A 24,710-nucleotide genomic window follows, 5' to 3' on the forward strand; every position below is an offset into this window, starting at 1 on the left:
GAACCTCCTATCACCGGGCATGGGTCGAAAGGCCTCATGTGGGGCACTTCAGGATGTTCGAAGGCACTATGCGCACACACGTCTCCGCCCGGCCCGGCACGGCAGCCACCGTTCGTCGTCACAGGGAGCCCAAGACATGCTGAGCATCGATCAGACACTGCTGGAACGCATACCCTGGCTCGCGCAGCATCCGCTCCTGCGCAAGCCGCTCGTCGGCATGCTGGAAAGCCTCGCGCACGAAGACCGCTTCAACCGCACGCTCGACCACGCGGGCAACGCGCTGGGCTTCGATTTCTGCGAGAAGACACTCGATTACCTCGGCGTCAGCTGCCGCGTCACCGAACGCGAGCGCGAGAACATCCCCGTCGAGGGCCCGCTGATCGTCGTCGCCAACCATCCGCTGGGCATGGTCGACGCGATCGCGCTGGTCCAGCTCATCGGCTCCGTCCGCCGCGACGTCCGCATCCTCGGCAACGAGGTGCTTTCCGCCGTGCCGCAGCTCGGGCCGTTGCTTCTCAAGGTCGACGTCTTCGGCAAGGGCGCCTCGTCGAAGATGCGCGGCGTGTTCCGCGCGCTGGAAGCCGGCGAAGTCATCATCATGTTCCCCGCCGGCGAAGTCTCGCGGATGAGGCCCGGCGGCGTGCGCGACGGCAAGTGGTCGGACGGCTTCGCGCGTCTGGCCCTGCGCTCCGGCGTGCCGGTGCTGCCCGTGCACATCGCGGCACGCAATTCCGTCGCGTTCTACGGCCTGTCGATGCTGGCCAAGCCGCTCAGCACGGCGATGCTTCCGCGCGAGGCCACGTCGGGCAAGCAGCGCGTGAGCTTCCGCATCGGCAAACTGGTGGACGCCGACGAGCTCAGGCAGGCCAGCGACGGTTCGTCCGAGAAGGCCGCGAAACTCATGCGCCGCCACGTGTACCGTGTCGCGCGCCAACGTGGACTCGTCTTCGGCGGTCAGACGCCGCTGGCGCATCCCGAGCCCGTCGAGCGCGTCGCCGCCGAACTGGACAAGGCCGAGCTCCTCGGCGAGTTGCCGGACGGCAAGAAGATGCTTCTCCTGCAGGGGTCGAACGACAGCTACGCGCTGCGCGAGATCGGCCGCCTGCGCGAGCTCACGTTCCGTCGCGTGGGAGAGGGCACCGGCAAGCGCCGCGACCTCGATGCCTACGATCCGCACTACGAGCACCTCGTGCTGTGGGACGCGAAGGCGCTGCGTATCGTCGGCGCGTACCGTTTCGGTCACGGCGGACGCCTGATCGCCGAACACGGCATGTCGTCGCTCTACACGTCGAGCCTGTTCGATTATTCACCGGCGCTGGAATCGCGCCTCGCCCAGGGTCTCGAACTCGGCCGCAGCTTCATCGCACCGGCGTACTGGCGCTCGCGCGCGCTCGACCAGCTCTGGCAGGGCATCGGCCTGTATCTCCAGCGTCATCGCGACCTGCGCTACCTGTTCGGGCCGGTAAGCATGTCGGTCAGCATGCCCCGCGAAGCCCGCGAGTGGATCGCCGCGGCGCACCAGCATTTCTTCGGCGTGCAGGGCCTCGCGGCGGCACGGCAGCCATTCGTCATTCCGGAATCGACCATCGAGTCCGTACGCAACGAGCTCGCCGGCCTCGATCCCGCGGCGGGCCTCGGCCTGCTCAAGCATCGCCTCGACGCGCTCGGCGTCACGCTGCCGGTGCTCTACCGCCAGTACGTCGATCTCGTGGAGCCGGAAGGCGTCCAGTTCCTGGCTTTCGGCGAAGACCCGGACTTCTCCGGCTGCGTCGATGGCCTCGTGATGCTCGACCTGGCGTCGCTGAAGCCGGCCAAGCGCTCGCGCTACCTCGGCAAGCCCTGAGCGTGCCGTAGGAGCCAGCCCGCGATGGGTGCTTCTCGCGGGCACCCATCGCCAGCAGGCTGGCTCCCACCCGGGCTCCTCAGAGGGGCGCGCACCGAATCCCTGTCATAAGAGAAGGCGGCTGTTACCGCCATGATGACATTCGCCAGTAGATTGTCATAGAAATCATTCACCTATGAACTGATGTCGAGCGCCTAGGAAAAAGTGGTATTTATCAAACCGGCGTGAAAACGTTACAAATCTGTCATACAATGCCGTTAAAGTTGGCTTAACAACTGTCGCCACCGCGTCCGAGTACGTGACCGGGTTCACATAGAGACGACACAGCCAGACGTTGGGGAAGTCCACGCGAATCGCGAGCCCGGCCATCGGTCAGGCAGCCGTTCGTGCGGCCAGAAAATTTTTCGTTGCAGTCACAGGGTCGACCATTAGATGAATAGCCGAATCCGCGCCAAACTTCTGCCGCTCGCGATCGCCTCGCTTCTCGCGGCACCTGCTGCGTTCGCGCAGGAGACGTCCTCCACCATCAGCGGCCGCGTCCTCGACGCCAGCGGCCAGCCGGTGAGCAACGCCACCGTCACCATCGTGCACGAGCCTTCCGGCACCACGAAGACGACCACGACGGACGCCGCGGGTCGCTATTCCGCGCAGGGTCTGCGCGTCGGCGGTCCGTTCGACGTCACCGCCACCAAGGACGGCACGCCGTCCGCCCGCCAGGACAACGTGTACCTGCAGCTGGGCGCGGATACCGCCGTGAACCTCTCGGCCGGCGCCGCCGCCAACGCCGCCGATGCCACCGCGCTCGGCGCGGTCACGGTTTCCGCCGTCTCGGGTCAGTTCACCTCCGAGAACAAGGGCCTCGGCACCAACATCTCGCAGGCCGAGCTGAAGGCCGCGCCGTCGCCCAGCGGCAACATCGCCGACATTGCACGCCGCGATCCGCGCGTCAACGTCGACCATGGCACCGGCGCGATCTCGGCCAACGGCCAGAACACCCGCCTCAACAACATCAAGGTCGACGGCCTGGGCGTGGGCGACCCGTTCGGCCTGAACTCGACGGGCATGCCGACGGTCGGCTCGCCGGTCTCGCTCGACACGATCGACTCGTTCAACATCTCGACGGCCAACTACGACGTCGGCTCCGACACGGTCGGCGCGGAAATCAACGCCGTCACCAAGTCGGGCACGAACGAATTCCACGGTTCGGCCTACTACGGCTTCAAGAACGCCAGCAGCATGGTCGGCAAGGCCGGCTGGCTCGACAACAACCGCGACTACACCGAGTTCGACCGTAACTGGAAGGCCGGCGCGACGGTCGGCGGTCCGATCATCAAGGACAAGCTGTTCTTCTTCGCCGGTTACGAGAAGGAAGAAGTCACGGGCCTGAGCTCGGGCGCCGTCAACGGCCTCGATCCGACGCTCGCCAACTCGACGCTCAACAAGGTGTCGCCGGCCGATCTGCAGAAGATCATCAACGGTGCGAACGCGCTGGGCCTGACCCCGGGTACCACGGCCGCCAACGCCGGCACGCTGGTCGACAAGCGTTACATCGCGAAGATCGACTGGAACATCACCGACGGCCACCGCATGAACCTTGCGTACTCGCGTACCAAGGAAACCAAGCCCAATCCGCAGGGTAACGGTGTCAACTCGATCGGCCTGTCCAGCTACTGGTACACCGTCAACACCGACATCAAGAACTACACCCTGCAGTCGTTCGACGACTGGTCCGACAACTTCTCGTCGGAAGCCAAGGTCGGTTACAGCGATTATCAGCTGAACCGCTCGGTCGACACGCAGCAGCCGCAGATCACCGTGCGTGTGAACAACACGAACTTCGGCACGGCAGCGACCGGTCCGACGGTGAACCTCGGCGAAGACCAGTTCAGCCACTACAACTCGGCGTCGGTGAAGAGCCTGAACGCGATGTGGGCCGGCACCCTGTACCTCGACGACCACACCATCAAGGGTGGTTTCGAGTGGGAGCGGAACCGCATCTACAACCTGTTCGGTCGTACCGAATTCGGCGCGTACACGTTCGGCAACAACGGCGCGAACAACATCGCCAACGGCCTCTACAGCAACTACTCGCTGTACCAGCCGGCGCCGGGCTACTCGCTCAACGACATCGCCGCCCAGTGGGAACTGCGTCGTCACACGTTCTTCCTGCAGGACACCTGGCAGCCGACCGAGAACCTGTCGGTGCAGTTCGGTTTCCGCGTCAACCGGTACCTGACCGACGACAAGCCGCTCTACAACGCCGACTTCGCGCGCACGTACGGGTTCAGCAACGCGAACACCATCAACGGCAGCAAGCTCGTCGAGCCGCGCTTCTCGTTCAACTACACCTTCGACAGCGAGTACAAGACGCAGCTGCGCGGTGGCGTTGGCCTGTTCCAGTCCGATCCGCCGACCGTGTGGATGACGAACCCTTACCAGAACAACGGTATCAACATCGTCACGTACTCGTACGATCGCGGCGCGAACGGCCTGTGCACCCTCGGCACGCAGAAGAACATTCCGTGCCCGCAGTTCAGCGCCGATCCGTTCAAGCAGCCGACCAGCGGCCCGGGCGTCGTTCCGCAGCAGGCCGTCGACACCGTCGACAAGAACTTCAAGCTGCCGAGCGTCTGGAAGTCCTCGCTCGCGTTCGATCGTGAGCTGCCGTGGCAGGGCATCATCGGCACCATCGAGTGGCAGCACATCGAAGTGCAGGACGGCATCCTGTACCAGAACCTGAACCTCGGTGCCCCGACCGGCATCATGCCGGACGGCCGCTTCACCTACGCCGGCTGCATCGGCGGTTCGAAGCCGCTCAATGGTCCGGCGGCCACGAACTGCGCGGCCGTCAGCAACGGCGTGAACAACCTCAACGGTGCGAACACCGGCGGCGCCAACGCCCGCTTCCGCCAGAACGGCCGCTTCGCTCAGGGTGTCACCTACCTGACGAACACGAAGAAGGGCGGTTCGGACACGGTCACGCTGTCGTTCTCGAAGCCGATGGCCGATGGCTGGGCATGGAGCATCGCGGCGACCGGCGGTCACGCGTCGGAAGTGAACCCGGGCACCTCGAGCCAGGCAACGTCGAACTACTCGAACAGCGCGTGGTACAACCCGAACGAAGACGTCGCCTCCACGTCGAACACCAATATCGCGAAGCGCCTCAACGCGTCGCTGACGTGGCAGCACAACTTCTTCGGCGACTACGCCACGACGGTCAGCGCGTTCTACGACGGCCACAGCGGCGTGCCGTACAGCTGGATCTTCGGCAACGACTCGAATGGCGACAGCTATTCGAAGGACCTTGCCTACATCCCGACCCGCGGCGACGGCACCATCTTCCGCAACGCCAACGGCTCGGCCGCGGCATCGCAGGCGCTGGTCGACCAGTTCTACGGTTACATCCAGGGTGACGACTACCTGCGCAAGAAGCAGGGCGAAGTCGCTCGTCGCAACGGCGCCACCTCGGCCTGGGTCAACCAGATCGACCTGAGCCTGAGCCAGGAAATCCCGGGCATCTTCAAGGGCAACAAGGGCGAGATCCGTCTCGACATCTACAACTTCCTGAACCTCGTGAACAAGGACTGGGGCCAGCAGTCGTACATCGGCTTCCCGTACACCCGCAACCTCGCCAACTTCGGTGGCGTGGATCCGGCGACGGGCAAGTACATCTACAACCTGCCGACCGACGCGAACGGCAACTACCAGCCGGGCCAGAAGGCGATCTACGATGCCCCGACCGACAACAGCGCGACCAAGGTCAATCCGGTCTCCCGCTGGTCGGCGATGCTGACGGTCCGTTACACGTTCTAAAGCGAAGGATTCGCTGCGATACGAGAACGGCACCCTCGACGGGTGCCGTTCTTTTTTGGCGGGAGCCGGCAGGCTGGCTCCCGCCTCCGTAGACTTGACCGTCCCCGACCACTCGCGTGATCCTAGGCGGTCCGCTCCCGACCCGGGGCGGGGTTCGCCGCTAATTCGCGGTCAGAAGGAACGTAACACCATGAATGCCATCCAGTTCGGGGATGCGGTCAGCGGTAAGACCGTCAGCGCCCGCGTCTCCCCGGCCGGCGGTCTCGACATCCTCTCCCGCAACGAGGTCGCGCGCCTGCGCGATGCCAGCGGGTCCGGCCTGCACCAGTTGTTGCGCCGTTGCGCGCTCGCGGTGCTCACCTCCGGCAATCTCTCCGACGATCCGGGCTCGCTCTTCGAGCAGTACCCGGATTTCGACATCCAGGTGCTGCAGGAAGATCGCGGCATCAAGATCGAACTCAAGAACGCGCCCGAGCAGGCGTTCGTCGACGGCCGCATCATCCGCGGCATCAACGAGCTGCTCGTCGCCGTCGTGCGCGACATCGTCTACATCTCCACGCAGCTGGAAACCGGCGCGTTCGATCTCGACGACACCGTCGGCATCACGCACGCCGTGTTCGAGATCCTGCGCAACTCGCGCATCCTGCGTCCGCAGGTGGATCCGAACCTCGTCGTCTGCTGGGGCGGTCATTCGATCTCGCGCGACGAGTACGAATACACCAAGCGTGTCGGCTACCAGCTCGGCCTGCGTGGCATGGACATCTGCACGGGCTGCGGCCCGGGCGCAATGAAGGGCCCGATGAAGGGCGCGACCATCGCGCACGCCAAGCAGCGTCGCAAGGGCAACCGGTACATCGGCATCACGGAGCCGGGCATCATCGCCGCCGAGTCGCCGAACCCGATCGTCAACAACCTCGTGATCATGCCGGACATCGAGAAGCGTCTCGAAGCGTTCGTGCGCCTCGGGCACGGCATCATCGTGTTCCCGGGTGGCGTGGGCACGGCGGAAGAAATCCTCTACATGCTCGGCATCCTCTTGCTGCCGCAGAACAAGGGCATTCCGTTCCCGCTGATCTTCACCGGTCCGCAGAACTCGGCCGCGTACTTCGAGCAGATCGATCGTTTCCTGCGCCTGGCGCTCGGCGACGAAGTGGCGGAGCACTACCGCATCATCATCGACAACCCGGCCGCCGTGGCTCATGCCATGGTGTCGGGCGTGGAGAAGGTGCGCAATCACCGCCTCGACAACAAGGACGCCTTCTTCTTCAACTGGGCGCTCGAGATCCCGCTCCCGTTCCAGCGGCCGTTCCGCCCCACGCACGAGGCGATGGCGTCGCTGGCGCTCCATCGTGGCCGCCCGCGCCACGAACTCGCGGCCGATCTGCGTCGCGCGTTCTCGGGCATCGTGGCCGGTAACGTCAAGGAAGAAGGCGTCAAGGCGATCGAGTCGAACGGCCCGTTCGTGATCGATGGCGAGACCGAGATCATGCGCGCGCTCGACGACCTGCTGAAGGCGTTCGTCGCACAGCACCGCATGAAACTCCCCGGCGGCACGGCCTACGAGCCGTGCTACGTCGTCCGCACGTAACCCATCGCCGGCGCGGCCCCGTGCCGCGCCGGCCGTCCGCTGGCTGAACGAAAACCGCGCGACGTCGTCGCGCATCACGACCCGTCGACGGCTCCGCACCGAGCATGCGCGTCACTGGCCCACTGCCGGAGACACCCATGCTCATCACCATCCTCATCGTCGTCCTGATCCTCGCCCTCATCGGCGGCCTGCCCACCTGGGGCTACTCCAGCGGTTGGGGCTACGGCCCGAGCGGCGGCATCGGCGTGATCCTCGCGATCATCCTCGTCTGCTGGCTGCTTGGCGTATTCTGATGGACCCGCGCGGGCGGGCCGGCGGCAACGCCGGTCCGCCACGCACCGACACCCGCCGTCGGAGTCCGTCATGCCTCGTCCTCATCGTCCCGTTCCCGATACCGACCTTCCGCCTCCGGGCACATCGCCGCCGCCGTACGACCACGAACCCGTGGAGCGTCCCGGCCCGGATCCCGACACCGACGGCGACGCGCTGGATACCTGATGCCCGCCCGACGACCGCGCTGGCCCGGCGACATTCTTCCGCGCAGCTTCTTCCACCGCGACGCCCGCGTCGTGGGACCCGAACTCCTCAATAAGGTGCTCGCCTGTGCCGACGGGCGGGCAGGGCGGATCGTGGAAGTCGAAGCCTACGTCGGCGCGATCGATCCGGCCGCCCATACGTTTCGTGGTAGGACGAAACGCAACGCCGTGATGTTCGGACCGCCGGGGCACATGTATGTCTACTTCACCTACGGCATGCACTGGTGCTGCAACACCGTCTGCGGCGACGACGGCGAAGGATCGGGTGTGCTCATCCGGGCGCTCGAACCGGTCGCCGGCATCGACCACATGCGCGCGGCGCGGCCGAAGATCCGCAAGGACCGCGAACTCTGCAGTGGCCCGGCGCGCCTGACCCAGGCACTGGGCATCACGGGCGATCAGAACGGCATCGATCTGGTCCGGGCCCGCGACGGATATACCGTCGTCGACGACGGCGTGCCGCCACCCAAGGGCGTGCCGGGATCCGCGCGCATCGGCATCCGCGAAGGGACGGACCTGCTCTGGCGCTGGTACGTCGCAGGCAATCCGAACGTCTCGCGTCCCTGACAGGCCGGTCCTGCCCGCGCCTTGGCGTGTGAGGGTCGTGCCGTATACGCTCCCCGTGAAGGCGTCTTCACGACACGGTGAGCGCGGCGTGGCTACGGTATCGGATCCAGGGACAGAGGCATGGACATGACGAAGGACAACATCGACGAACTTCGTCGCAGCCACGAGCAGTTCCGGTTGCTGGTGCAGGGCGTCGCGGACTACGCCATCTACATGCTCGACCCCGAGGGCAACGTGTCGAGCTGGAACTCGGGCGCCGAACGCATCAAGGGGTATCTGCCCGACGAAATCATCGGCTCGCACTACTCGGCGTTCTACACGCCCGAGGACGTCGCGCGCCGCGAGCCCTGGGACAACCTGCGGGCCGCGTTCGACGTGGGGCGCCTCGAAACGGAGGGCTGGCGCGTCCGCAAGGATGGCAGCCGCTTCTGGGCGCACGTGGTGCTCGACCGCATCGAAGACGAGAGCGGCACGTTCATAGGGTTCGCCAAGGTGACGCGCGACGTCACGGAGAAGCGCAACGCGGCGATCGCACTGGAGCAGGCACGGGAAGCGCTGTTCCAGTCGCAGAAACTCGAAGCCGTCGGCCAGCTGACCGGCGGCGTGGCGCACGATTTCAACAACCTCCTGATGGCGATCCACGGCAATCTCGAGCTCCTCACCCAGCGCGACGACCTGCCACCGCGCGCGCAGACGCTCGTGGGCAACGCGTTGAGTGGAGTGCGTCGCGGCGTGGCGCTCGTGCAGCGCATGCTCGCGTTCGCGCGACGGCAGCAACTGCACCTGAGCGCCGTCGACCTCCCCGAACTGGTCCACGGCATGGCGGACCTGATGCGGACGTCGCTCGGGCCGTCGATCGTGGTCGAGGCCAGCTTTCCCCTGTCGCTGCCGCCCGTGCTGGCGGACGCCAACCAGCTCGAACTCTGCTTGCTGAACCTCGGCGTCAACGCGCGCGACGCGATGCCGGACGGCGGCACCGTCCGCCTGTCGGCGCGCCCGGACCGCCTTGCCGATGGCAACGACGCTGGCCTCCCCGGGGGCGACTACGTGCGCCTTTCGGTCGCCGACGATGGCGAAGGCATGGACGAGGCGACCGTCGCACGCGCGATGGAGCCGTTCTTCACCACCAAGGGTGTCGGCAAGGGCACGGGCCTGGGCCTGTCGATGGTGCACGGTATCGTGCAGCAGTGCGGCGGCGCGATGCGCCTCAGCAGCAAGCGGCCGGGCGGTACGACGGTCGATGTCTGGCTGCCGTTCGCCACGACCGCGGCGCCGCACGCCGACGAACGGCACGTGCCGCCGCTTCAGCAAGCCGCCGTGCCGACGGCGGATCCGACCGCGGTGACGGCGTCCGTGCTGGTCGTCGACGACGACCCACTGGTGCTCGCCACCACGGTGGAAATGCTTTGCTACGCCGGATTCGAAGCGATCGGTGCGTCGTCCGGCCATCAGGCGTTGACCCTGCTTCAGGAGCCGGGGAGGTTCTCGTCGATGGTGACCGATCAGGCCATGCCCGGCATGACGGGCGTCGAACTCGCGGCACGCGTCGTGGAACGCCATCCGGACATCCACATCGTGCTGGCCAGCGGCTACGCCGAGTTGCCCGACGATGCGCCGGGCATCCATGTGCGCCTGCAGAAGCCGTATGGCCGTGGCGAGTTGCTCGACGCGCTGCGTCGTGCCGGGACGGCGCGGCTGTCAGGCTGACGCCGTCGCACGAAGGGTCGCCACGTCGCGGCGCGGTGGGCTTCCGAACATGCGCGCATATTCGCGGCTGAACTGCGACGGGCTTTCGTAGCCGACCGCATATGCGGCCGATTCGGCGCTGGACGCGTCGGCCAGCATCAGGCGCCGGGCTTCGAAGAGCCGAAGGTGTTTCTGGTACTGCAGCGGTGTCATCGACGTCACCTGCTTGAACTGCCGGTGAAACGCCGACGGACTCAGCTGCGCGATCGATGCGAGCTCATCGACGCGGACGGGCTGCGCGAAGCGATCGCGTAGCGCGCGGATGGCGCCGACGATGCGCCCCGGCTGAGCGTGCGATACCGCCAGACGCGCGAGCACGCCCGCCTGAGGACCGACCAGCAGCCAGTAGGCCAGTTCCTTCATGATCGCCGGCTGCAGCACGGCGATCGCGGCGGGGGTGTCGATGAGGCGGATCAGGCGGGTGACGCAATCGGCGATCGGGCCCTCGGTGCGGATCTTCGCCGAGGCGGGTTCTTCGTCGGAGGCAGGCTCGGGCGGTGGGTTCATCGAGAGCATGACGTCGTGCAGCACGGCCGGGTCCAGCTCCAGCACGGCGCCAAGGAACGGCTCGGTGGCACTCGCCTGCGTGACATGCCCGAGGGCGGGCATCTCCACGCTCACCACCAGCGATTCGCCCGCCGCGTAGTCCACGCGCCGATCGCCGAAGACCGCCGACTTCGACCCCTGGGCCACGACGCAGAGCACCGGCCGGTATACCAGCAGGTTGGGCATGCGGGCGGTGTCGGAGCGCAGGAGAGTCAGGCCGGGCACGTCCGTGGCATAGGGACTGTCGCCTGGCCGGCGATCCGTATGGAGCGACAGGGCGTCGAGCAGCGGATTCGACATCGGCGGTCTCCGGGCGGTGGAGCAGGATCGGGCAAGAACCAGGCGCCTTCCGGCATTCAGGAATCGCCCGCCGACTTCTATGGTGGTCTGGAACCCACCGATCAATATCCCACCACGCAAGGAACATCGCCATGAACAGCAACACCACCCCGCGCCCGGTCGCTCTCGTCACCGGCGGCAGCCGCGGCCTCGGCCGCAGCACGGTCCTCGCGCTCGCCCGGCGCGGCGTCGATGCGATCTTTACCTACCAGTCCCGTCGCGAGGATGCCGACGCCGTGGTCGCCGCGGTGGCCGGGTCGGGCGCGCGCGCCATCGCCCTGCAACTCGACGTCGGCGACGCGTCCTCGTTCCCGGCATTCGCCGTCGCGGTGGACGGCGCGCTCGCCGACCTCGGCGCGGGGAAGCTTGACTACCTCGTCAACAACGCGGGGACGTCGTTGCACAAGTCGTTCGCCGAGACGACCGCCGAGGAACTGGATGCGATCTACGCCGTGCACTTCAAGGGCACGTTTCTCCTGACGCAGGCGTTGCTCCCGCGCATCGTCGACGGTGGTCGCATCGTCAACATCTCCAGCGGCCTCGCACGCTTCGCCGGCGCGCCGACCTCGGCGTACGGCGCGATGAAGGGCGCGGTGGAAGTGCTCACGCGTTATCTCGCGAAGGAACTCGGTCCGCGCGGCATCGCGGTGAACGTCGTCGCCCCCGGCGCCATCGCGACCGATTTCAGCGGCGGTGCCGTCCGCGACAATCCGGAACTGCAGAAGATGGTCGTCGCGAATACGGCCCTCGGTCGCGTCGGCCTTCCCGACGACATCGGACCGATGGTCGCGCTGCTGCTCGACGACGCGAACGGCTGGATCACGGGCCAGCGCATCGAAGCCTCGGGCGGCATGATGCTCTGAGCGTTTCGGTCGTCGCGCTCTTTTGTGGGAGCGGCCTCGGCCGCGATGGGTGCTCGCGGCAGGCACCCGTCGCGGCCGAGGCCGCTCCCACATCCGCGTCTGCAGAGCCGAAAAAGAAAAAGGCCGTGCATCGCTGCACGGCCTTTCAAAAACCTGGCGCCCGAAGTTGGACTCGAACCAACGACCCCCTGATTAACAGTCAAGTGCTCTAACCGGCTGAGCTATTCGGGCGGGGAGCCACGTATTTTGTGGAAGAGTGGTGGGGCTGTCAAGCCTCTTTACGCTTTCGTGAAGGCGCCCTCGCGCACGCGCGCGCCTCGTCGGCGTCGGGTGTCTCGCGATGGGCGAGGCCGGCGTTGCCGATGACCACGGCGATCGCCGTGGCGGGGCGCCCGCGCAGGCACAGGACCACGGTCTGGTTCGTGCCCCGCGACGTGCCATTCGGCGCGAATGCGATCGCGTAGCGCCCCACGCGCCGCGTGGCCGCCAGCCGTGCATGCAGGGGCGCGTGGCGATCCACGAGGTAGCGGTCTCCATCGCGCGTCACCCAGCCGTGTGCCCAGTCGGCCGAAGGTGCGCAGACGCGTCCGTCGTCACTGGCGCACACCGTGACGTCGCGGCCGTGCCATACGGCCCTGCTGCGCGCCCGACCGAGGGTGTCGAGCAGGGCGCTCGCGGCCGCCCGCAGTCGATGACGGGCCACCGCCTCGTCGAGGGCGGGCAGGCCGAGGCCCAGCGTGACAGCGGCGATGGCCAGCACGGCGAGCATCTCGACAAGGGTGAAAGCCCTGATGGACGGGCGCATGGGCGGGGCCGGGCGGGAGGATCGGCCATGATGGGGGCTGGGTGGCGTGCTCTCGACCGGGGTGGCACGTCACGGCGCGTAGGCACCAGCGCTTTAAACTCGTGGTCCGAACCAGCATATCGTCAGCCATGACCGATCGCTTCCAGCTCGTTTCCCCGTTCAAGCCCTCCGGCGATCAGCCCGAGGCCATTCGCCGTCTCATCGAGGGGTTCGACTCCGGCCTCGCCGCGCAGACGTTGCTCGGCGTGACGGGCTCCGGCAAGACGTTCACCATCGCCAACGTGATCGAAGCGGTGCAGAAGCCGACCATCGTGCTCGCGCCGAACAAGACGCTGGCCGCGCAGTTGTACGGGGAGTTCAAGGAGTTCTTCCCGAACAACGCGGTGGAGTATTTCGTCAGCTATTACGACTACTACCAGCCGGAAGCGTACGTCGTCGCCTCGGACACCTTCATCGAGAAGGATTCGAGCATCAACGACCATATCGAGCAGATGCGCCTGGCGGCGACGAAAGCGCTGCTGTCGCGGCGCGATTCGCTGATCGTGGCGACCGTCTCGGCGATCTATGGCCTCGGCGATCCGGAGGATTACATGAGCCTCCGCCTGATCCTGTCCCGTGGCGAACACATCGACCAGCGCGCGCTCATACGGCAGCTCACCGAGCTGCAGTACGTGCGTAACGAAATGGAGCTCCGCCGCGGTACGTATCGCGTGCGTGGCGAGGTCGTGGATGTCTTCCCGGCCGAGTCGGAATCCGAAGCGCTGCGCATCGAGTTGTTCGACGGCGACGTGGAGAACCTGTCGCTGTTCGATCCGCTGACGGGCGAGGTGCTGCGCAAGGTGCCGCGCTACACCGTGTATCCGAAGACGCACTATGCGAGCACGCGGCAGAGCGTGCTCAACGCGATGGAGACGATCAAGGTCGAGCTTTCGGAGCGTCTCGAACAGCTCTATCGCGACAACAAGCTCGTCGAGGCGCAGCGCCTGGAGCAGCGTACGCGTTTCGACCTGGAGATGATGGCCGAGGTCGGTTTCTGCCAGGGCATCGAGAACTATTCGCGGCACATGACACGGCGCGGACCGGGCGAGCCGCCGCCGACGCTGTTCGACTACCTGCCGCCCGACGCCCTGATGGTCGTCGACGAGTCGCACGTCACCGTGCCGCAGCTGGGTGCGATGTACAAAGGCGACCGTTCGCGCAAGGAGACGCTCGTCGAGTTCGGCTTCCGTCTGCCGTCCGCGATGGACAACCGTCCCCTGCGATTCGAGGAATGGGAGCGTCGCGCGCCGCGCGCGATCTACGTCTCGGCCACCCCGGCGAAGTACGAGCTGGAGCGTTCGGACGACAACGTCGTGGAGCTGGTGGTGCGCCCGACGGGCCTCATCGATCCGGAAGTGGAGGTGCGCCCGGTGCGGACGCAGGTCGACGACCTGCTCGGCGAGATCCACAAGCGCGTCGCGATGGGCGATCGTGTGCTGGTCACCACGCTGACCAAGCGCATGGCCGAGAACCTGACGGACTATCTGTCGGAGCACGATGTGCGGGTGCGTTACCTGCATGCGGACATCGACACCGTGGAGCGCACCGAGATCATTCGCGATCTCCGTCTCGGCGAGTTCGACGTGCTGGTGGGCATCAACCTGCTGCGCGAGGGTCTCGACATGCCCGAGGTGTCGCTCGTCGCCGTGCTCGACGCGGACAAGGAAGGCTTCCTTCGCTCCAACCGCTCGCTGATCCAGACGATCGGCCGCGCGGCGCGCAACGTTCGAGGCAAGGCGATTCTCTACGCGGACGAGATCACGGGATCGATGAAGGAGGCGATGGAAGAAACCGCCCGTCGCCGCGAGAAGCAGATCGAATACAACGCGGCGCACGGCATCACGCCCAAGACCGTGGTCCGCCGCATCGCGGACATCATGGAAGGCGCGCGCGCCGACGTCGGCTCGCGCGGCAAGGGCAAGAAGGGCAAGGACGCGAAGAAGGTCGCGGAAGCCGCGCCCGACTATGCGTCGCTCACGCCGGAGCAGGTCGGCTCGACCATCAAGAAGCTCGAGGCGCGCATGTACAAGCACGCGCAGAACCTGGAATTCGAAGAGGCCGGCAAGCTCCGCGACGAGATCCACAAGCTGCGCGAGAGGGCCCTGCGCTGAGGTCGTGCGGCCGGTCTGGCGAAAAAACCGGCCACCCCCTTGCAGACCCCGGCGACGGTCGGTAAACTGCGCAGCTCTTCGGGCGGTTAGCTCAGCGGTAGAGCACTACCTTGACATGGTAGGGGTCACAAGTTCGATCCTTGTACCGCCCACCACTTTCCTCGCGGTCAGTGGCACGAAGAAACTAGAAAGGAGCCGAGGGCTCCTTTTTTTGTGCCCGCGTTCCGGCGCTCGCACGGCCGGGCGTGGTCGCCGTGGATACCGGCGTGCGCCGGTATGACGCTCTCCCGATTGTCCCAGAGCTTCCTCACCGTCGTACCGGCGTCCGCCGGTACCCACGGCCTCGATCCATGGCAGGCGGGGACGCGCCGGATCCTGGTCGACGCGTACGCTAGACTGCGGCTTTCCACGGACCGACGCCAGTGGCCTACCTGCTCACCAAGTCGTTGCACATCGTCTTCGTCATCGCCTGGATGGCCACGGTGTTCTATCTCCCGCGCATCCTCGTCAACATCGGGGAGGCGGGGGCGGAGCCGGCGGTGAAGGCGCGGCTGGAGCTGATGGGGCGTCGGCTCTACAAGTTCGGTCACACCATGTTTGGCCTGGCCTTGCTCTTCGGCCTCGTGCTCTGGCTTTACTTCCATGTCTCGGGTGGCTGGCTGCACGCCAAGATCGCTCTGGTCGCCGTGATGCTCGGTTACTTCATCTGGTCGGGCCGCTTGCTCAAGCGCAGCGTCGCCGGTGGTGTCCTGCCCCCCGGGAAGACGCTGCGCCTGTTCAACGAACTGCCCGTGCTGGTCCTGTTCGCGATCGTGTACCTCGTCGTGGCCAAGCCGTTCTGAAGTCTCGCGGTGCGAGACGCGGATGGGCGATGATCCGGCCCTGCCCGAACCCTCCAGGAGCCGCCCGTTGAGCGACATGGACGACATCGCGCCGGGCCTGATGGTCCTGCACGGCAACCGCCTCGAAGAACTGCGCGACGTGCTGGTCGCGTGGCTCCGTCGCGCGCCGCTGGCGCCGCTCGAGGACGAATGGGTGCTGGTGCAGTCCAACGGTATCGCGCAATGGTTCCAGCAGGCGCTGGCACGCGGCGTGGATGCTGGCGGTCTCGGCATTTCGGCCGCGGTGAACGTGCAGCTTCCGGGCCGTTTCCTGTGGAAGGCCTATCGCGCCGTCCTCGGCGACGATGCCGTTCCGCCAGAGTCGCCGTTCGACAAGTCGCGGCTGGTCTGGCGGCTGATGCGCTTGCTGCCGGCGGTGGCGGGCGATCCGGGTTTCGCGCCGCTGGCCGCGTTCCTCGGTGCCGATGGCGACGCGCGCAAATGCCACCAGCTGGCCGAGCGCCTCGCCGATCTCTACGACCAGTACCAGGTGTACCGCGCCGACTGGCTCGACGACTGGGCGGCGGGGAACGACGTGCTGCGCGACGCGCGCGGCCGCGCTCCCGCGATGGGTGCGGGCGACCAGTGGCAGGCGGCGCTCTGGCGGCGCCTGCTCGACGATGTCGGCCCCGTCGACGCCGATGGTCATCGCGCCGCGGTCCACAACCGTTTCCTGAAGGCGGTGGCGGATGCCCCCACGCGTCCGCGACGCCTGCCGCGGCGCATCGTGGTGTTCGGCATGTCGTCGCTGCCGCGGCAGACGCTCGAAGCGCTTTCGGCGCTGTCGCGCTGGTCGCAGGTACTGCTCGTCGTCATGAATCCATGCCGCCATTACTGGGCGGACATCGTCGACGACCGCGAGCTGCTGCGCGCCGAACGGCGCCGGCAGGCGCCGAAAGACGGCATGCCCGCCATGCTCTCCGACGCGGACATGCACCTCCATGCCAATCCGCTGCTGGCTGCCTGGGGGAAGCAGGGTCGCGACTACATCCGCATGCTCGACGAGTTCGATCACCCGGACAGCTACCGCGAACGCTTCACGGCATGGGACCAGCGCATCGACCTTTTCGAAGCGCCGGCGTCGTCGTCGCTGCTGGCGCAGGTGCAGGGTGCGATCCTCGATCTCGAGCCACTGGCGGCGGAACCGCGGACGTTCGCGTCCGGCGATGCCAGCATCGCGTTCCATGTCGCGCACGGTGCGCAGCGCGAGGTGGAGATCCTGCACGACCAGCTCCTCGCACGTTTCGAAGCATCGGCGCGCGAGGGCGACCCGATCCTTCCGCGCGACGTGATCGTGATGGTGCCGGACATCGAAACGTACGGCCCGCACATCGACGCCGTGTTCGGTCGCGTGCCGCGCGACGATCCGCGCTACATCCCGTATAGCGTCGCCGATCGCGCGTCGCGCGGCACGGTGCCGGTGGTGATGGCCCTCGACATGCTGCTTGGCATGACGGAGTCGCGTTTCGCCGCCGGCGACCTCGCCGACCTGCTCGACGTACCCGCGATCCGCGCCCGCTTCGATCTCGCCGTCGACGACCTGCCCCTGCTGCACCGATGGATCGAAGGCGCGGGCGTGCGCTGGGGCCTCGACGCCGCGCAGCGCGCGTCGCTCGGCCTGCCGGCGCTGGAGCAGAATACGTGGCTGTTCGGCATGCGTCGCATGCTGCTCGGCTATGCCGTCGGGCGCGGAGCCGCCTGGGGCGAGATCGAGCCTTACGAAGAGGTCGGCGGGCTCGATGCCGGGCTCGTCGGGCCGCTCGCGGACGTTCTCGACCGGTTGGGCAACTACTGGCGGTCCTTCGCGGAACCGGCGGCGCCGGCGATCTGGGTCCAGCGCCTGCGCTCGCTGCTGCGCGACTTCTTCGTGCCGGCCGAGCCAGACGACAGCATGCGCATCGAGCGACTGCAGGAAGCGCTCGATGCGTGGGAGCGCGCCTGCGCCGAAGCGTCTTTCGCCGAAGCGCTGCCCGTGGACGTGGTGCGCGAGGCATGGCTTGGCCAGCTCGACGACGGTGGCCTGTCGAAACGCTTCCTCGCGGGCGCGGTGAGCTTCGGCACGCTGATGCCGATGCGCGCCATTCCGTTCCGGCTGGTCTGTCTGCTCGGCATGAACGACGGCGACTACCCGCGCGCGCGGCCGCCAATGGATTTCGACCTGATGTCGCGCCCGGGTTCATGGCGTCCGGGCGACCGCTCGCGGCGCGAGGACGATCGCTACCTCTTCCTCGAAGCGCTGCTCTCGGCGCGCGATGGCCTGCATATCGGCTGGGTCGGGCGCAGCGCGCGCGACAACGCCGAACGCATGCCGTCGGTGCTGGTAGGCCAGCTGCGCGATTACCTGGCTGCCGGATGGCGCGACGCCGGCGGTGGCGATCCGCTTGAGCGACTCACTGTCGAGCACCCGCTGCAGCCCTTCAGTCGCGCGTATTTTCGCGAAGGCGACGATCGCCTGTTCACCTACGCCAGCGAATGGCGGCAGGTGCACGAGGGCGTCGCGCGGGCGGACGATACCGACCTGCCGCCGTACCCGGTCGAGCGGCCGATCGGTCTGGCGGTGCTGCGACGGTTTCTGCGCCACCCGGTGCGCGAGTTCTTCCAGTCGCGACTCGGCGTGCGGTTCGACGCGGCGGAAGCCGCGGGCGACGAACTCGAGCCGTTCGCGGTCGACGGGCTCGGACGCTTCGCGATGACCGACGCGGTGCTGCGCGCGGCGGTACGTGGCGACGGCGGCGCGGAGGCGTCGATCGCCGATGCCGCGCTTCGGCTGCAACGCAGCGGTGTGCTGCCGTTGGGCGCTTTCGCCGTACCCGTGCGTCGCGACATCGAGGCCACGGCGCGTGCCGTGTTCGGACGCTATGTCGCCGACCTTCGCAGGTGGCACGTCGACGCCGGCAAGCGCGAGATCCGTGTCGAGGTGGCCGGCGTGGTCATCGAGGACTGGATCGCCGACCTGCATGCGGACGACCGGGGCGAACTCGCGGCGCTGCTGCTGTCGCCGTCGTCGGTGCTCGGCGACGACGGCGCACCGAAGGCGCATCGCCTGGTCGCGCCGTGGATCGACCACCTGGTGGCGCAGGCCGCCGGCATGTCGCTCGAGACGCGCTACATCGGGCCCGACGCGACGATCGTCCTCGGCGCCGTCGCCGCCGACGATGCCCGCCTGAAGCTCGAAACGCTCGTGCGCGCCTGGCAGCACGGCATGCGCACGCCGCTGCCGGTCGCGGTGCGTACGGCGCTGGCGGCGCTCGGCGCACGCTCGGGCGACGACGCGTCCATGGCGGCGCGGCTCGCGTACGAGGGCGCGCACGATCGCACGCGCGGCGAAGTCGACGGCGATCCCTACCTCACGCGTGCGTGGCCGGATTTCAACGCGCTCGCGCACGCGGGCTTCGACGGCTGGCTCCAGCCGTACCGCGATCTGCTCGACGCCTTGCGCGTGGAGGCCGCATGAGCCACGACGTGCATCCGCTGCAACCGCTGGCCATGCCGCTGGACGGCGTGCGCCTGATCGAGGCGAGTGCCGGCACCGGCAAGACATGGACCATCGCCGCGCTCTACGTTCGCGCGATGCTGGGCCACGGCATGCCGCAGCCGTTGCTCCCGCCGCAGGTGCTCGTCGTCACGTTCACCGAGGCCGCCACGCAGGAACTCCGCGAGCGCATCCGCGCGCGCCTCGTCGACGCCGCGCGCGCGTTTCGCGCGGGCAGGGCGGGGGAGCCGTTCCTCGACGACCTCATGGCGGCGTATCCGTCGGACGAGCGCGCGTCGTGCGCGCGACGGCTCGAACTCGCCGCCCAGTGGATGGACGAGGCCGCGGTCTTCACGATCCACGGCTGGAGCCAGCGCATGCTCACGCAGCACGCGTTCGGCAGCGGCCACGCGTTCGCGCAGACGCTGGAGCCCGACGAGAGCGAACTGCTGGCCGAATGCGTGCGCGACTACTGGCGCCAGGCGTTCTATCCGCTCGACGAAGCCCGGCTCGCGCCTATCCTCGAGGAATGGCGCACGCCCGACGCCTTGCTCCGCGCGTTGCGTCCCTTGCTCGGCGGCGGCGAGACCACGTTGCGCGTCAACGGCGACGTGCTGCCCGACGAGGTCGACCTCGCCGGCACGCTGGAGGGTCGCGCGGCGTGGGACGAGGAAGCGGCGGCGCGCCTCTCGGCGGCCGCGGCGGCGTGGGGCGACGATCTTGCCCGTATCGAACCGCTGCTCCTGGACGCGGTTCGCGAGAAGGTGCTGCACAACGGCTGGTACAAGCCGGATCGCATACCGGCCGACCTCGCGGCGATGCGTCGCTGGGCGGCGACCGGTGACGCCGCCGGCTTCGACATCGCCCGGTATGCAACGGCGCGGCTGGCCAAGGCCACCGGCAAGGGCAAGACGCCGCCGAGCCACCCCGCGTTCGGCGCGATCGACCACTGGCAGGCGTGGCAGGCGGGCAAGGTCGCCGTGCGCCACGTGGTGCTGGCCGATGCGCTGGGCTGGGTGCGCGACCGCTTCGCCACGCAGAAGCGACGCCGTGCGCAGATCGGTTTCGACGACCTGCTGCTGCGTCTGGATCGCGCGCTCGCGTCGCCGTCGGGTCCCGACCTGGCGGAGACGATTCGCCGGCAGTATCCCCTGGCTCTCATCGACGAATTCCAGGACACCGACCCGCTGCAGTACCGCATCTTCCGCACCGTGTATTCGGACGCGCCGGAGGCGGGGCTGCTGCTGATCGGCGACCCGAAGCAGGCGATCTACGCGTTCCGCGGCGCCGATATCCACACCTACCTCGCCGCCCGTCGCGAGGCGCTGCCGCCGCATTACAGTCTCGACACCAACCATCGCTCCAGCGCGGGCATGGTGGCGGCGGTCAATGGCCTGTTCGGACGGGCCGAGACGCATGCGACGGGCGCGTTCCACTTCGACGAGCGCGGTCTGCCGTTCGTACCGGTGCAGGCGCGCGGACGCGCGGAGGTCTTCACGGTGGACGGCGCGCCGCAGCCCGCGATGCAGCTCTGGCTGCTCGACGACGAGGCGCCGGTCGGCGTACGCATGTATCGCGAGCAGATGGCGGGCGCGAGCGCGGCGCACATCGTGGACCTCCTGCAGGCCGCCGATCGCGGAGCGTGTGGATTCACGTCGCCCGACGGCGCGTTCGTGCCGCTGAAGCCGGCCGATATCGCCATCCTGGTCCGCAGCCACAACGAGGCATCGGAGATCCGTGCCGCGCTTGCCGCGCGCAAGGTGCGCAGCGTGTTTCTGTCCGATCGCGACTCCGTGCTCGAAAGCATCGAGGCGCACGACATGCTGCTCTGGCTGCGCGCGGTGGCCGAGCCGTCGTCCGACGGCGCGATGCGCGCCGCGCTCGCCACGCGCAGCCTCGATCTCGGCTATGGCGAGCTGGAACGTCTCAACGTCGACGAACGTCATTGGGAGCGCCGCGGTCAGCAGCTCTTCGAACTCCGCGACGTATGGCGTCGCGGCGGCGTGCTGGCGATGCTGCACCGTTTCCTGCACGTGTTCGACCTGCCGGCGCGACTGCTCGCGGCGTCGGGCGGCGAGCGCACGCTGACCAACCTGCTGCACCTCGCCGAACTGCTGCAGCAGGCCGCATCGCGCATCGAAGGCGAACAGGCGCTGATCCGCCACCTCGGCGAGCGCATCGTCGACGTGGCGAGCCATCATGGCGACGACCAGATCGTGCGCCTCGAGAGCGACGACGACCTCGTCAAGGTCGTCACCATCCACAAGTCGAAGGGCCTGGAGTATCCGCTCGTCTTCCTGCCATTCGCCTGCGCATCCGGCGGCACCCGCGGCGGCCATGGCTATCGTTATCACGACGGCGACGGCGCTCAGCTCGAACTGCTGCCGGCGAGCCACGACGACGCCGGCGACGCGGTGCGCGAGGCGAAGGACGCCGCGGACCGCGCCGCGCTACAGGAAGACCTGCGCCTGCTCTACGTCGCGCTGACCCGTTCGCGGCACGCGTGCTGGGTGGGCGTCGCTCCCGTCTGCCATAACCCGGCGAAGAAGCCGCAGATCCATCGCGGCGCGTTCGGGCATCTTCTCGCGGGTGGCGCCGAGATCGACAACGGTGCGATCGAAGGACTCTTGCGCGACCTCGCGCGAGAGCACCCCGCGATCGCCGTCGACTACATGCCCGCGCCGCACGACGCCACGTACGCGCCGACGCGGCGCGACGAGGCGCCCCGTGCCGCGCGGGAGCCCCGGATTGCACGTGCCGCGCCGTGGTGGATCGCCAGCTACAGCGCGTTGCGCCATGCCGACGACGCCGCACCGGCGCCCGAGACCGCCACGGACGACGTCATCGTGGAGTACGCCGCGGAGCCGGCGACGGTGCCGGTCGATGCCGCCAGCATTCATGGGTTCGAGCGCGGCGCCGAACCGGGCACCTTCCTGCACGACCTGCTGGAATGGATCGCCGAGGAAGGCTTCGCCACCATCGCGGCCCACCCGGAGCGCCTCCGCGACACCGTGGCGCGGCGCTGCGAGCGCCGCGGCTGGGAGCGCTACATCGACATGCTGACGGCGTGGCTGCAGGTGCTGCTGCGCACCCCGCTGTCGTTGCCCGACGGGCGCACGTTCGCGCTGGCGGCGCTCGACGATCCGTCGCGCTACCGCGCCGAGCTCGAGTTCCTGTTCGAAGCGCGCGGCGTCGACACGCTCGCGCTCGACCGCATCGTCCGCGAGCACACGCTCGACGCCGCGCCGCGACCGCATCTCGCCGCGGATCGGGTCAACGGCATGCTCAAGGGATTCATCGATCTCATCGTCGAGCACGACGGGCGCTGGTACGTGGCCGACTACAAGTCCAACTGGCTCGGCAACGACGAGCAGGCGTACACGCCGGGCGCGATGCGCCGGTCGATCCTGGAGTCGCGTTACGAACTCCAGTACGCCCTGTACCTGCTCGCACTGCATCGCCAGTTGCGTGCGCGCCTCGGCGACGCCTACGACTACGACACGCATGTCGGCGGCGCGGTCTATCTCTACCTGCGCGGTGTCGACGGGCATGGCCACGGCGTGCACGCGGAGCGGCCGCCCAAAGCGATGATCGACGCGCTCGACGCGTTGTTCGAAGGAGCGGCGGCATGACGGGCGACATCGGCGCGTGGCTGGATCAGGCGGTGGCCGATGGCCGCTTGCGTCGCGTGGACCGCGCGTTCGCGCGCTTCCTCGCGACGCTGGACGTCAATGGCGACCCCCGCGTATTGATGGCGGCGGCACTGGCGAGCCGGGAACTCGGCGAGGGCCATATCTGCGTCGACGTCCAGGCGCTCGGGCGCATCGAGCCGTCGCTGGCCGGCGCCGACGCCTGGCTCGGCGCGTCGCCGCTCGTGGCGGTGCCCGGTGGCGACGTCGCCGCGCCACTGGTCCTCGAGGCCGGCTGGCTCTACCTGCGACGTTTCTGGCGCGACGAGGCCAGCGTGGCCGCCGGCATCGCCGCGCGCCTCGACACGTTGCCGGTACCCGACGAGCTACGGCAGGAGCTGGACCGCCTCTTCGTGGCGGACGGCGACGGGCCCGACTGGCAGAAGATCGCCTGCGCGATCGCCGTGCGCGGCTCGTTCGCGGTCATCACCGGCGGGCCGGGCACGGGCAAGACGACCACGGTGGTTCGCTTGCTCGGGCTGTTGCAGATTCTCGCGCTGCGCAGCGGTGCGCCCCGTCTGCGCGTTCGCCTCGCCGCGCCGACCGGAAAAGCGGCGGCGCGACTCAACGCATCCATCGCCGGGCAGATCGAGCGACTCGACGTCGACGACGCGATCAAGCAGGCGATTCCCGCGGAGGTGACCACGCTCCATCGTCTCCTGGGCAGCCGGCCCGACAGCCGCGCCTTCCGGCACGATCGCGACAACCCGCTGCACCTGGACGTGCTGGTCATCGACGAAGCCTCGATGATCGACCTGGAGATGATGGCGGCCACGCTCGATGCGCTGCCGCCGGGTGCGCGGCTCGTGCTGCTGGGCGACAAGGATCAGCTCTCGTCGGTGGAGGCCGGCGCGGTGCTCGGCGACCTGTGCGCCAGGGCGGATCGAGGGCATTACGACGACGCCATGCGCGACTGGCTGGTCCGTACCTGTGACGTCGACGTGTCGCCGTGGGTCGACGGTGCCGGTGCGCGCGGGCTCGACCAGCACGTCGTGATGCTGCGGCGCAGCCGCCGCTTCGGCAGCGACAGCGGCATCGGTGCGCTGGCCGCGGCGATCAACGCCGGCGACGTCGCGTCCGTGCGTCAGGTGTTCGAGCGCGCACCGGCCGACATCGCCGCGATGCCCGGCACACCGGCCGGCATCGCCACGCTCGCCATCGATGGACGAGGCGACGCGCCGGGTTACGCGCACTACCTGCGGACTATCGAAGCCACGCGTCCCGCGGCCGATGCGCCCGACGAGGCGTTCTCGGCGTGGGGTGCGGCTTCGCTGCGCGCGTACGCCCGCTTCCAGCTGCTGTGCGCCGTTCGCCATGGCGAGGCCGGGGTGGAGAAGCAGAATGCGCGCATCGCGCAGGGCCTGCTCGATCGCGGCCTGATCGACGGCGTCGACGGCTGGTACGAGGGGCGGCCCGTGATGGTCACGCGCAACGACTACGCGCTCGGCCTGATGAATGGCGACGTCGGCGTGGCGCTGTGGATCCGGGACGGGCAGGGCGCCATGGCGTTGCGCGTCGCGTTCTCCGTGATGGACGAAGGCGGCGGCGAGCGCATCCGCTTCGTGGTGCCCAGTCGGCTCGCGGCCGTGGAAACCGTCTACGCGATGACCGTGCACAAATCGCAGGGCTCGGAGTTCGAACACACGGCGCTCGCTCTGCCCCCGGAGCCATCGCCGGTGCTGACACGCGAGCTCGTCTACACGGGTGTGACCCGCGCCCGCAGCCATTTCACGCTGCTGGCCGCGGCGGACATCCTGGGCTACGCGGTGCAGAGGAAGACGCAGCGCGCCTCCGGGTTGCTGCGTCGCCTGCTCTGACCGGTGGGAGCCAGCCTGCTGGCGATGGGAGCTTGCGGGATCGCCTGTTCGCCAG

The 24,710-nt window shown here is 68.0% G+C and carries 15 protein-coding genes and 2 tRNA genes; 14 read left to right on the forward strand and 3 right to left on the reverse strand.

All coding sequences use genetic code 11. From position 1 onward, the window contains the following. The first annotated feature begins 136 nt into the window (after nt 1–136). The 7 genes from BMX32_RS10985 (at nt 137) to BMX32_RS11010 (ending at nt 10,054) form a co-directional block, all read left to right on the forward strand. The gene (locus BMX32_RS10985) at nt 137–1,843 is read left to right on the forward strand and encodes a bifunctional ornithine lipid synthase OlsF (protein ID WP_089978717.1); all 1,707 of its coding nucleotides are present in this window, start codon (nt 137–139) and stop codon (nt 1,841–1,843) included. A 432-nt stretch (nt 1,844–2,275) separates the two neighbouring features. Then, nucleotides 2,276–5,656 carry a TonB-dependent receptor gene (locus BMX32_RS10990; protein ID WP_089978722.1) on the forward strand — a complete coding sequence of 1,127 codons (3,381 nt, stop codon included), beginning with the start codon at nt 2,276–2,278 and terminating at the stop codon, nt 5,654–5,656. A gap of 190 nt (nt 5,657–5,846) precedes the next feature. Continuing rightward, nucleotides 5,847–7,244, forward strand: coding sequence for a nucleotide 5'-monophosphate nucleosidase PpnN (gene ppnN, locus BMX32_RS10995; protein ID WP_089978727.1), 1,398 nt, complete (start codon nt 5,847–5,849; stop codon nt 7,242–7,244). Nucleotides 7,245–7,381: 137 nt separating this feature from the next. Then, nucleotides 7,382–7,537 carry a DUF3309 domain-containing protein gene (locus BMX32_RS11000; protein WP_089978734.1) on the forward strand — a complete coding sequence of 52 codons (156 nt, stop codon included), beginning with the start codon at nt 7,382–7,384 and terminating at the stop codon, nt 7,535–7,537. Nucleotides 7,538–7,607: 70 nt separating this feature from the next. Then, entirely contained in the window at nt 7,608–7,742 is a 135-nt protein-coding gene (locus tag BMX32_RS19025) for a hypothetical protein (protein ID WP_280140834.1), read from the forward strand. Then, complete coding sequence (locus BMX32_RS11005) at nt 7,742–8,347, forward strand: DNA-3-methyladenine glycosylase (protein WP_089978739.1); 606 nt, start codon at nt 7,742–7,744, stop codon at nt 8,345–8,347. The genes BMX32_RS19025 and BMX32_RS11005 overlap by 1 nt, the downstream gene beginning before the upstream one ends. A 120-nt stretch (nt 8,348–8,467) precedes the next feature. Then, nucleotides 8,468–10,054 (forward strand): PAS domain-containing sensor histidine kinase, encoded by a 1,587-nt coding sequence (locus BMX32_RS11010; RefSeq protein WP_089978743.1) that lies wholly within the window; start codon nt 8,468–8,470, stop codon nt 10,052–10,054. On the opposite strand, the gene BMX32_RS11015 is transcribed toward BMX32_RS11010, so the two are convergent. Then, nucleotides 10,046–10,939, reverse strand: coding sequence for an AraC family transcriptional regulator (locus BMX32_RS11015; protein WP_089978748.1), 894 nt, complete (start codon nt 10,937–10,939; stop codon nt 10,046–10,048). The two genes, BMX32_RS11010 and BMX32_RS11015, sit on opposite strands and share 9 nt — an antisense overlap. 131 nt (nt 10,940–11,070) lie before the next feature. Here BMX32_RS11015 and BMX32_RS11020 point away from each other — a divergent pair, with 131 nt between their 5' ends. Further along, the gene (locus tag BMX32_RS11020; protein ID WP_089978753.1) at nt 11,071–11,841 is read left to right on the forward strand and encodes an SDR family NAD(P)-dependent oxidoreductase; all 771 of its coding nucleotides are present in this window, start codon (nt 11,071–11,073) and stop codon (nt 11,839–11,841) included. A 154-nt stretch (nt 11,842–11,995) separates the two neighbouring features. Here BMX32_RS11020 and BMX32_RS11025 read toward each other — a convergent pair. Next, a tRNA-Asn gene (locus BMX32_RS11025) sits at nt 11,996–12,072 on the reverse strand. A gap of 37 nt (nt 12,073–12,109) precedes the next feature. Next, nucleotides 12,110–12,646 (reverse strand): GspH/FimT family pseudopilin, encoded by a 537-nt coding sequence (locus BMX32_RS11030; protein ID WP_089978758.1) that lies wholly within the window; start codon nt 12,644–12,646, stop codon nt 12,110–12,112. Between the two features lie 128 nt (nt 12,647–12,774). On the opposite strand from BMX32_RS11030, the gene uvrB reads away from it, so the two are divergent. The 6 genes from uvrB (at nt 12,775) to recD (ending at nt 24,655) form a co-directional block, all read left to right on the forward strand. Continuing rightward, nucleotides 12,775–14,796, forward strand: coding sequence for an excinuclease ABC subunit UvrB (uvrB, locus tag BMX32_RS11035; RefSeq protein WP_089978762.1), 2,022 nt, complete (start codon nt 12,775–12,777; stop codon nt 14,794–14,796). A gap of 80 nt (nt 14,797–14,876) precedes the next feature. Further along, a tRNA-Val gene (locus tag BMX32_RS11040) sits at nt 14,877–14,951 on the forward strand. A 267-nt stretch (nt 14,952–15,218) separates the two neighbouring features. Further along, entirely contained in the window at nt 15,219–15,638 is a 420-nt protein-coding gene (locus tag BMX32_RS11045) for a CopD family protein (protein ID WP_089978767.1), read from the forward strand. 76 nt (nt 15,639–15,714) lie between these two features. Next, on the forward strand, nt 15,715–19,131 hold the full coding sequence (gene recC / locus BMX32_RS11050; protein ID WP_089978771.1) for an exodeoxyribonuclease V subunit gamma: 3,417 nt from the start codon (nt 15,715–15,717) through the stop codon (nt 19,129–19,131). Further along, the gene (recB, locus tag BMX32_RS11055; protein WP_170843635.1) at nt 19,128–22,781 is read left to right on the forward strand and encodes an exodeoxyribonuclease V subunit beta; all 3,654 of its coding nucleotides are present in this window, start codon (nt 19,128–19,130) and stop codon (nt 22,779–22,781) included. The genes recC and recB overlap by 4 nt, the downstream gene beginning before the upstream one ends. Continuing rightward, nucleotides 22,778–24,655: an exodeoxyribonuclease V subunit alpha gene (recD, locus tag BMX32_RS11060; RefSeq protein ID WP_089978776.1), complete on the forward strand. Its 1,878-nt coding sequence runs from the start codon at nt 22,778–22,780 to the stop codon at nt 24,653–24,655. The genes recB and recD overlap by 4 nt, the downstream gene beginning before the upstream one ends. Nucleotides 24,656–24,710: the final 55 nt, after the last annotated feature.

Source organism: Luteibacter sp. UNCMF331Sha3.1 (assembly GCF_900109915.1).
Classification (GTDB): domain Bacteria; phylum Pseudomonadota; class Gammaproteobacteria; order Xanthomonadales; family Rhodanobacteraceae; genus Luteibacter.

Excerpts from the sequence above, each read along its gene's own strand:
- BMX32_RS10990 (WP_089978722.1), top strand. The coding sequence starts at position 2,276 with ATGAATAGCCGAATCCGCGCCAAACTTCTGCCGCTCGCGATCGCCTCG.
- BMX32_RS11010 (WP_089978743.1), top strand. The coding sequence starts at position 8,468 with ATGGACATGACGAAGGACAACATCGACGAACTTCGTCGCAGCCACGAG.
- ppnN (WP_089978727.1), top strand. The coding sequence starts at position 5,847 with ATGAATGCCATCCAGTTCGGGGATGCGGTCAGCGGTAAGACCGTCAGC.
- recC (WP_089978771.1), top strand. The coding sequence starts at position 15,715 with ATGGACGACATCGCGCCGGGCCTGATGGTCCTGCACGGCAACCGCCTC.
- recB (WP_170843635.1), top strand. The coding sequence starts at position 19,128 with ATGAGCCACGACGTGCATCCGCTGCAACCGCTGGCCATGCCGCTGGAC.
- BMX32_RS11000 (WP_089978734.1), top strand. The coding sequence starts at position 7,382 with ATGCTCATCACCATCCTCATCGTCGTCCTGATCCTCGCCCTCATCGGC.
- BMX32_RS11020 (WP_089978753.1), top strand. The coding sequence starts at position 11,071 with ATGAACAGCAACACCACCCCGCGCCCGGTCGCTCTCGTCACCGGCGGC.
- recD (WP_089978776.1), top strand. The coding sequence starts at position 22,778 with ATGACGGGCGACATCGGCGCGTGGCTGGATCAGGCGGTGGCCGATGGC.
- BMX32_RS11015 (WP_089978748.1), bottom strand. The coding sequence starts at position 10,939 with ATGTCGAATCCGCTGCTCGACGCCCTGTCGCTCCATACGGATCGCCGG.
- BMX32_RS11030 (WP_089978758.1), bottom strand. The coding sequence starts at position 12,646 with ATGCGCCCGTCCATCAGGGCTTTCACCCTTGTCGAGATGCTCGCCGTG.
- BMX32_RS10985 (WP_089978717.1), top strand. The coding sequence starts at position 137 with ATGCTGAGCATCGATCAGACACTGCTGGAACGCATACCCTGGCTCGCG.
- BMX32_RS19025 (WP_280140834.1), top strand. The coding sequence starts at position 7,608 with ATGCCTCGTCCTCATCGTCCCGTTCCCGATACCGACCTTCCGCCTCCG.
- BMX32_RS11005 (WP_089978739.1), top strand. The coding sequence starts at position 7,742 with ATGCCCGCCCGACGACCGCGCTGGCCCGGCGACATTCTTCCGCGCAGC.
- uvrB (WP_089978762.1), top strand. The coding sequence starts at position 12,775 with ATGACCGATCGCTTCCAGCTCGTTTCCCCGTTCAAGCCCTCCGGCGAT.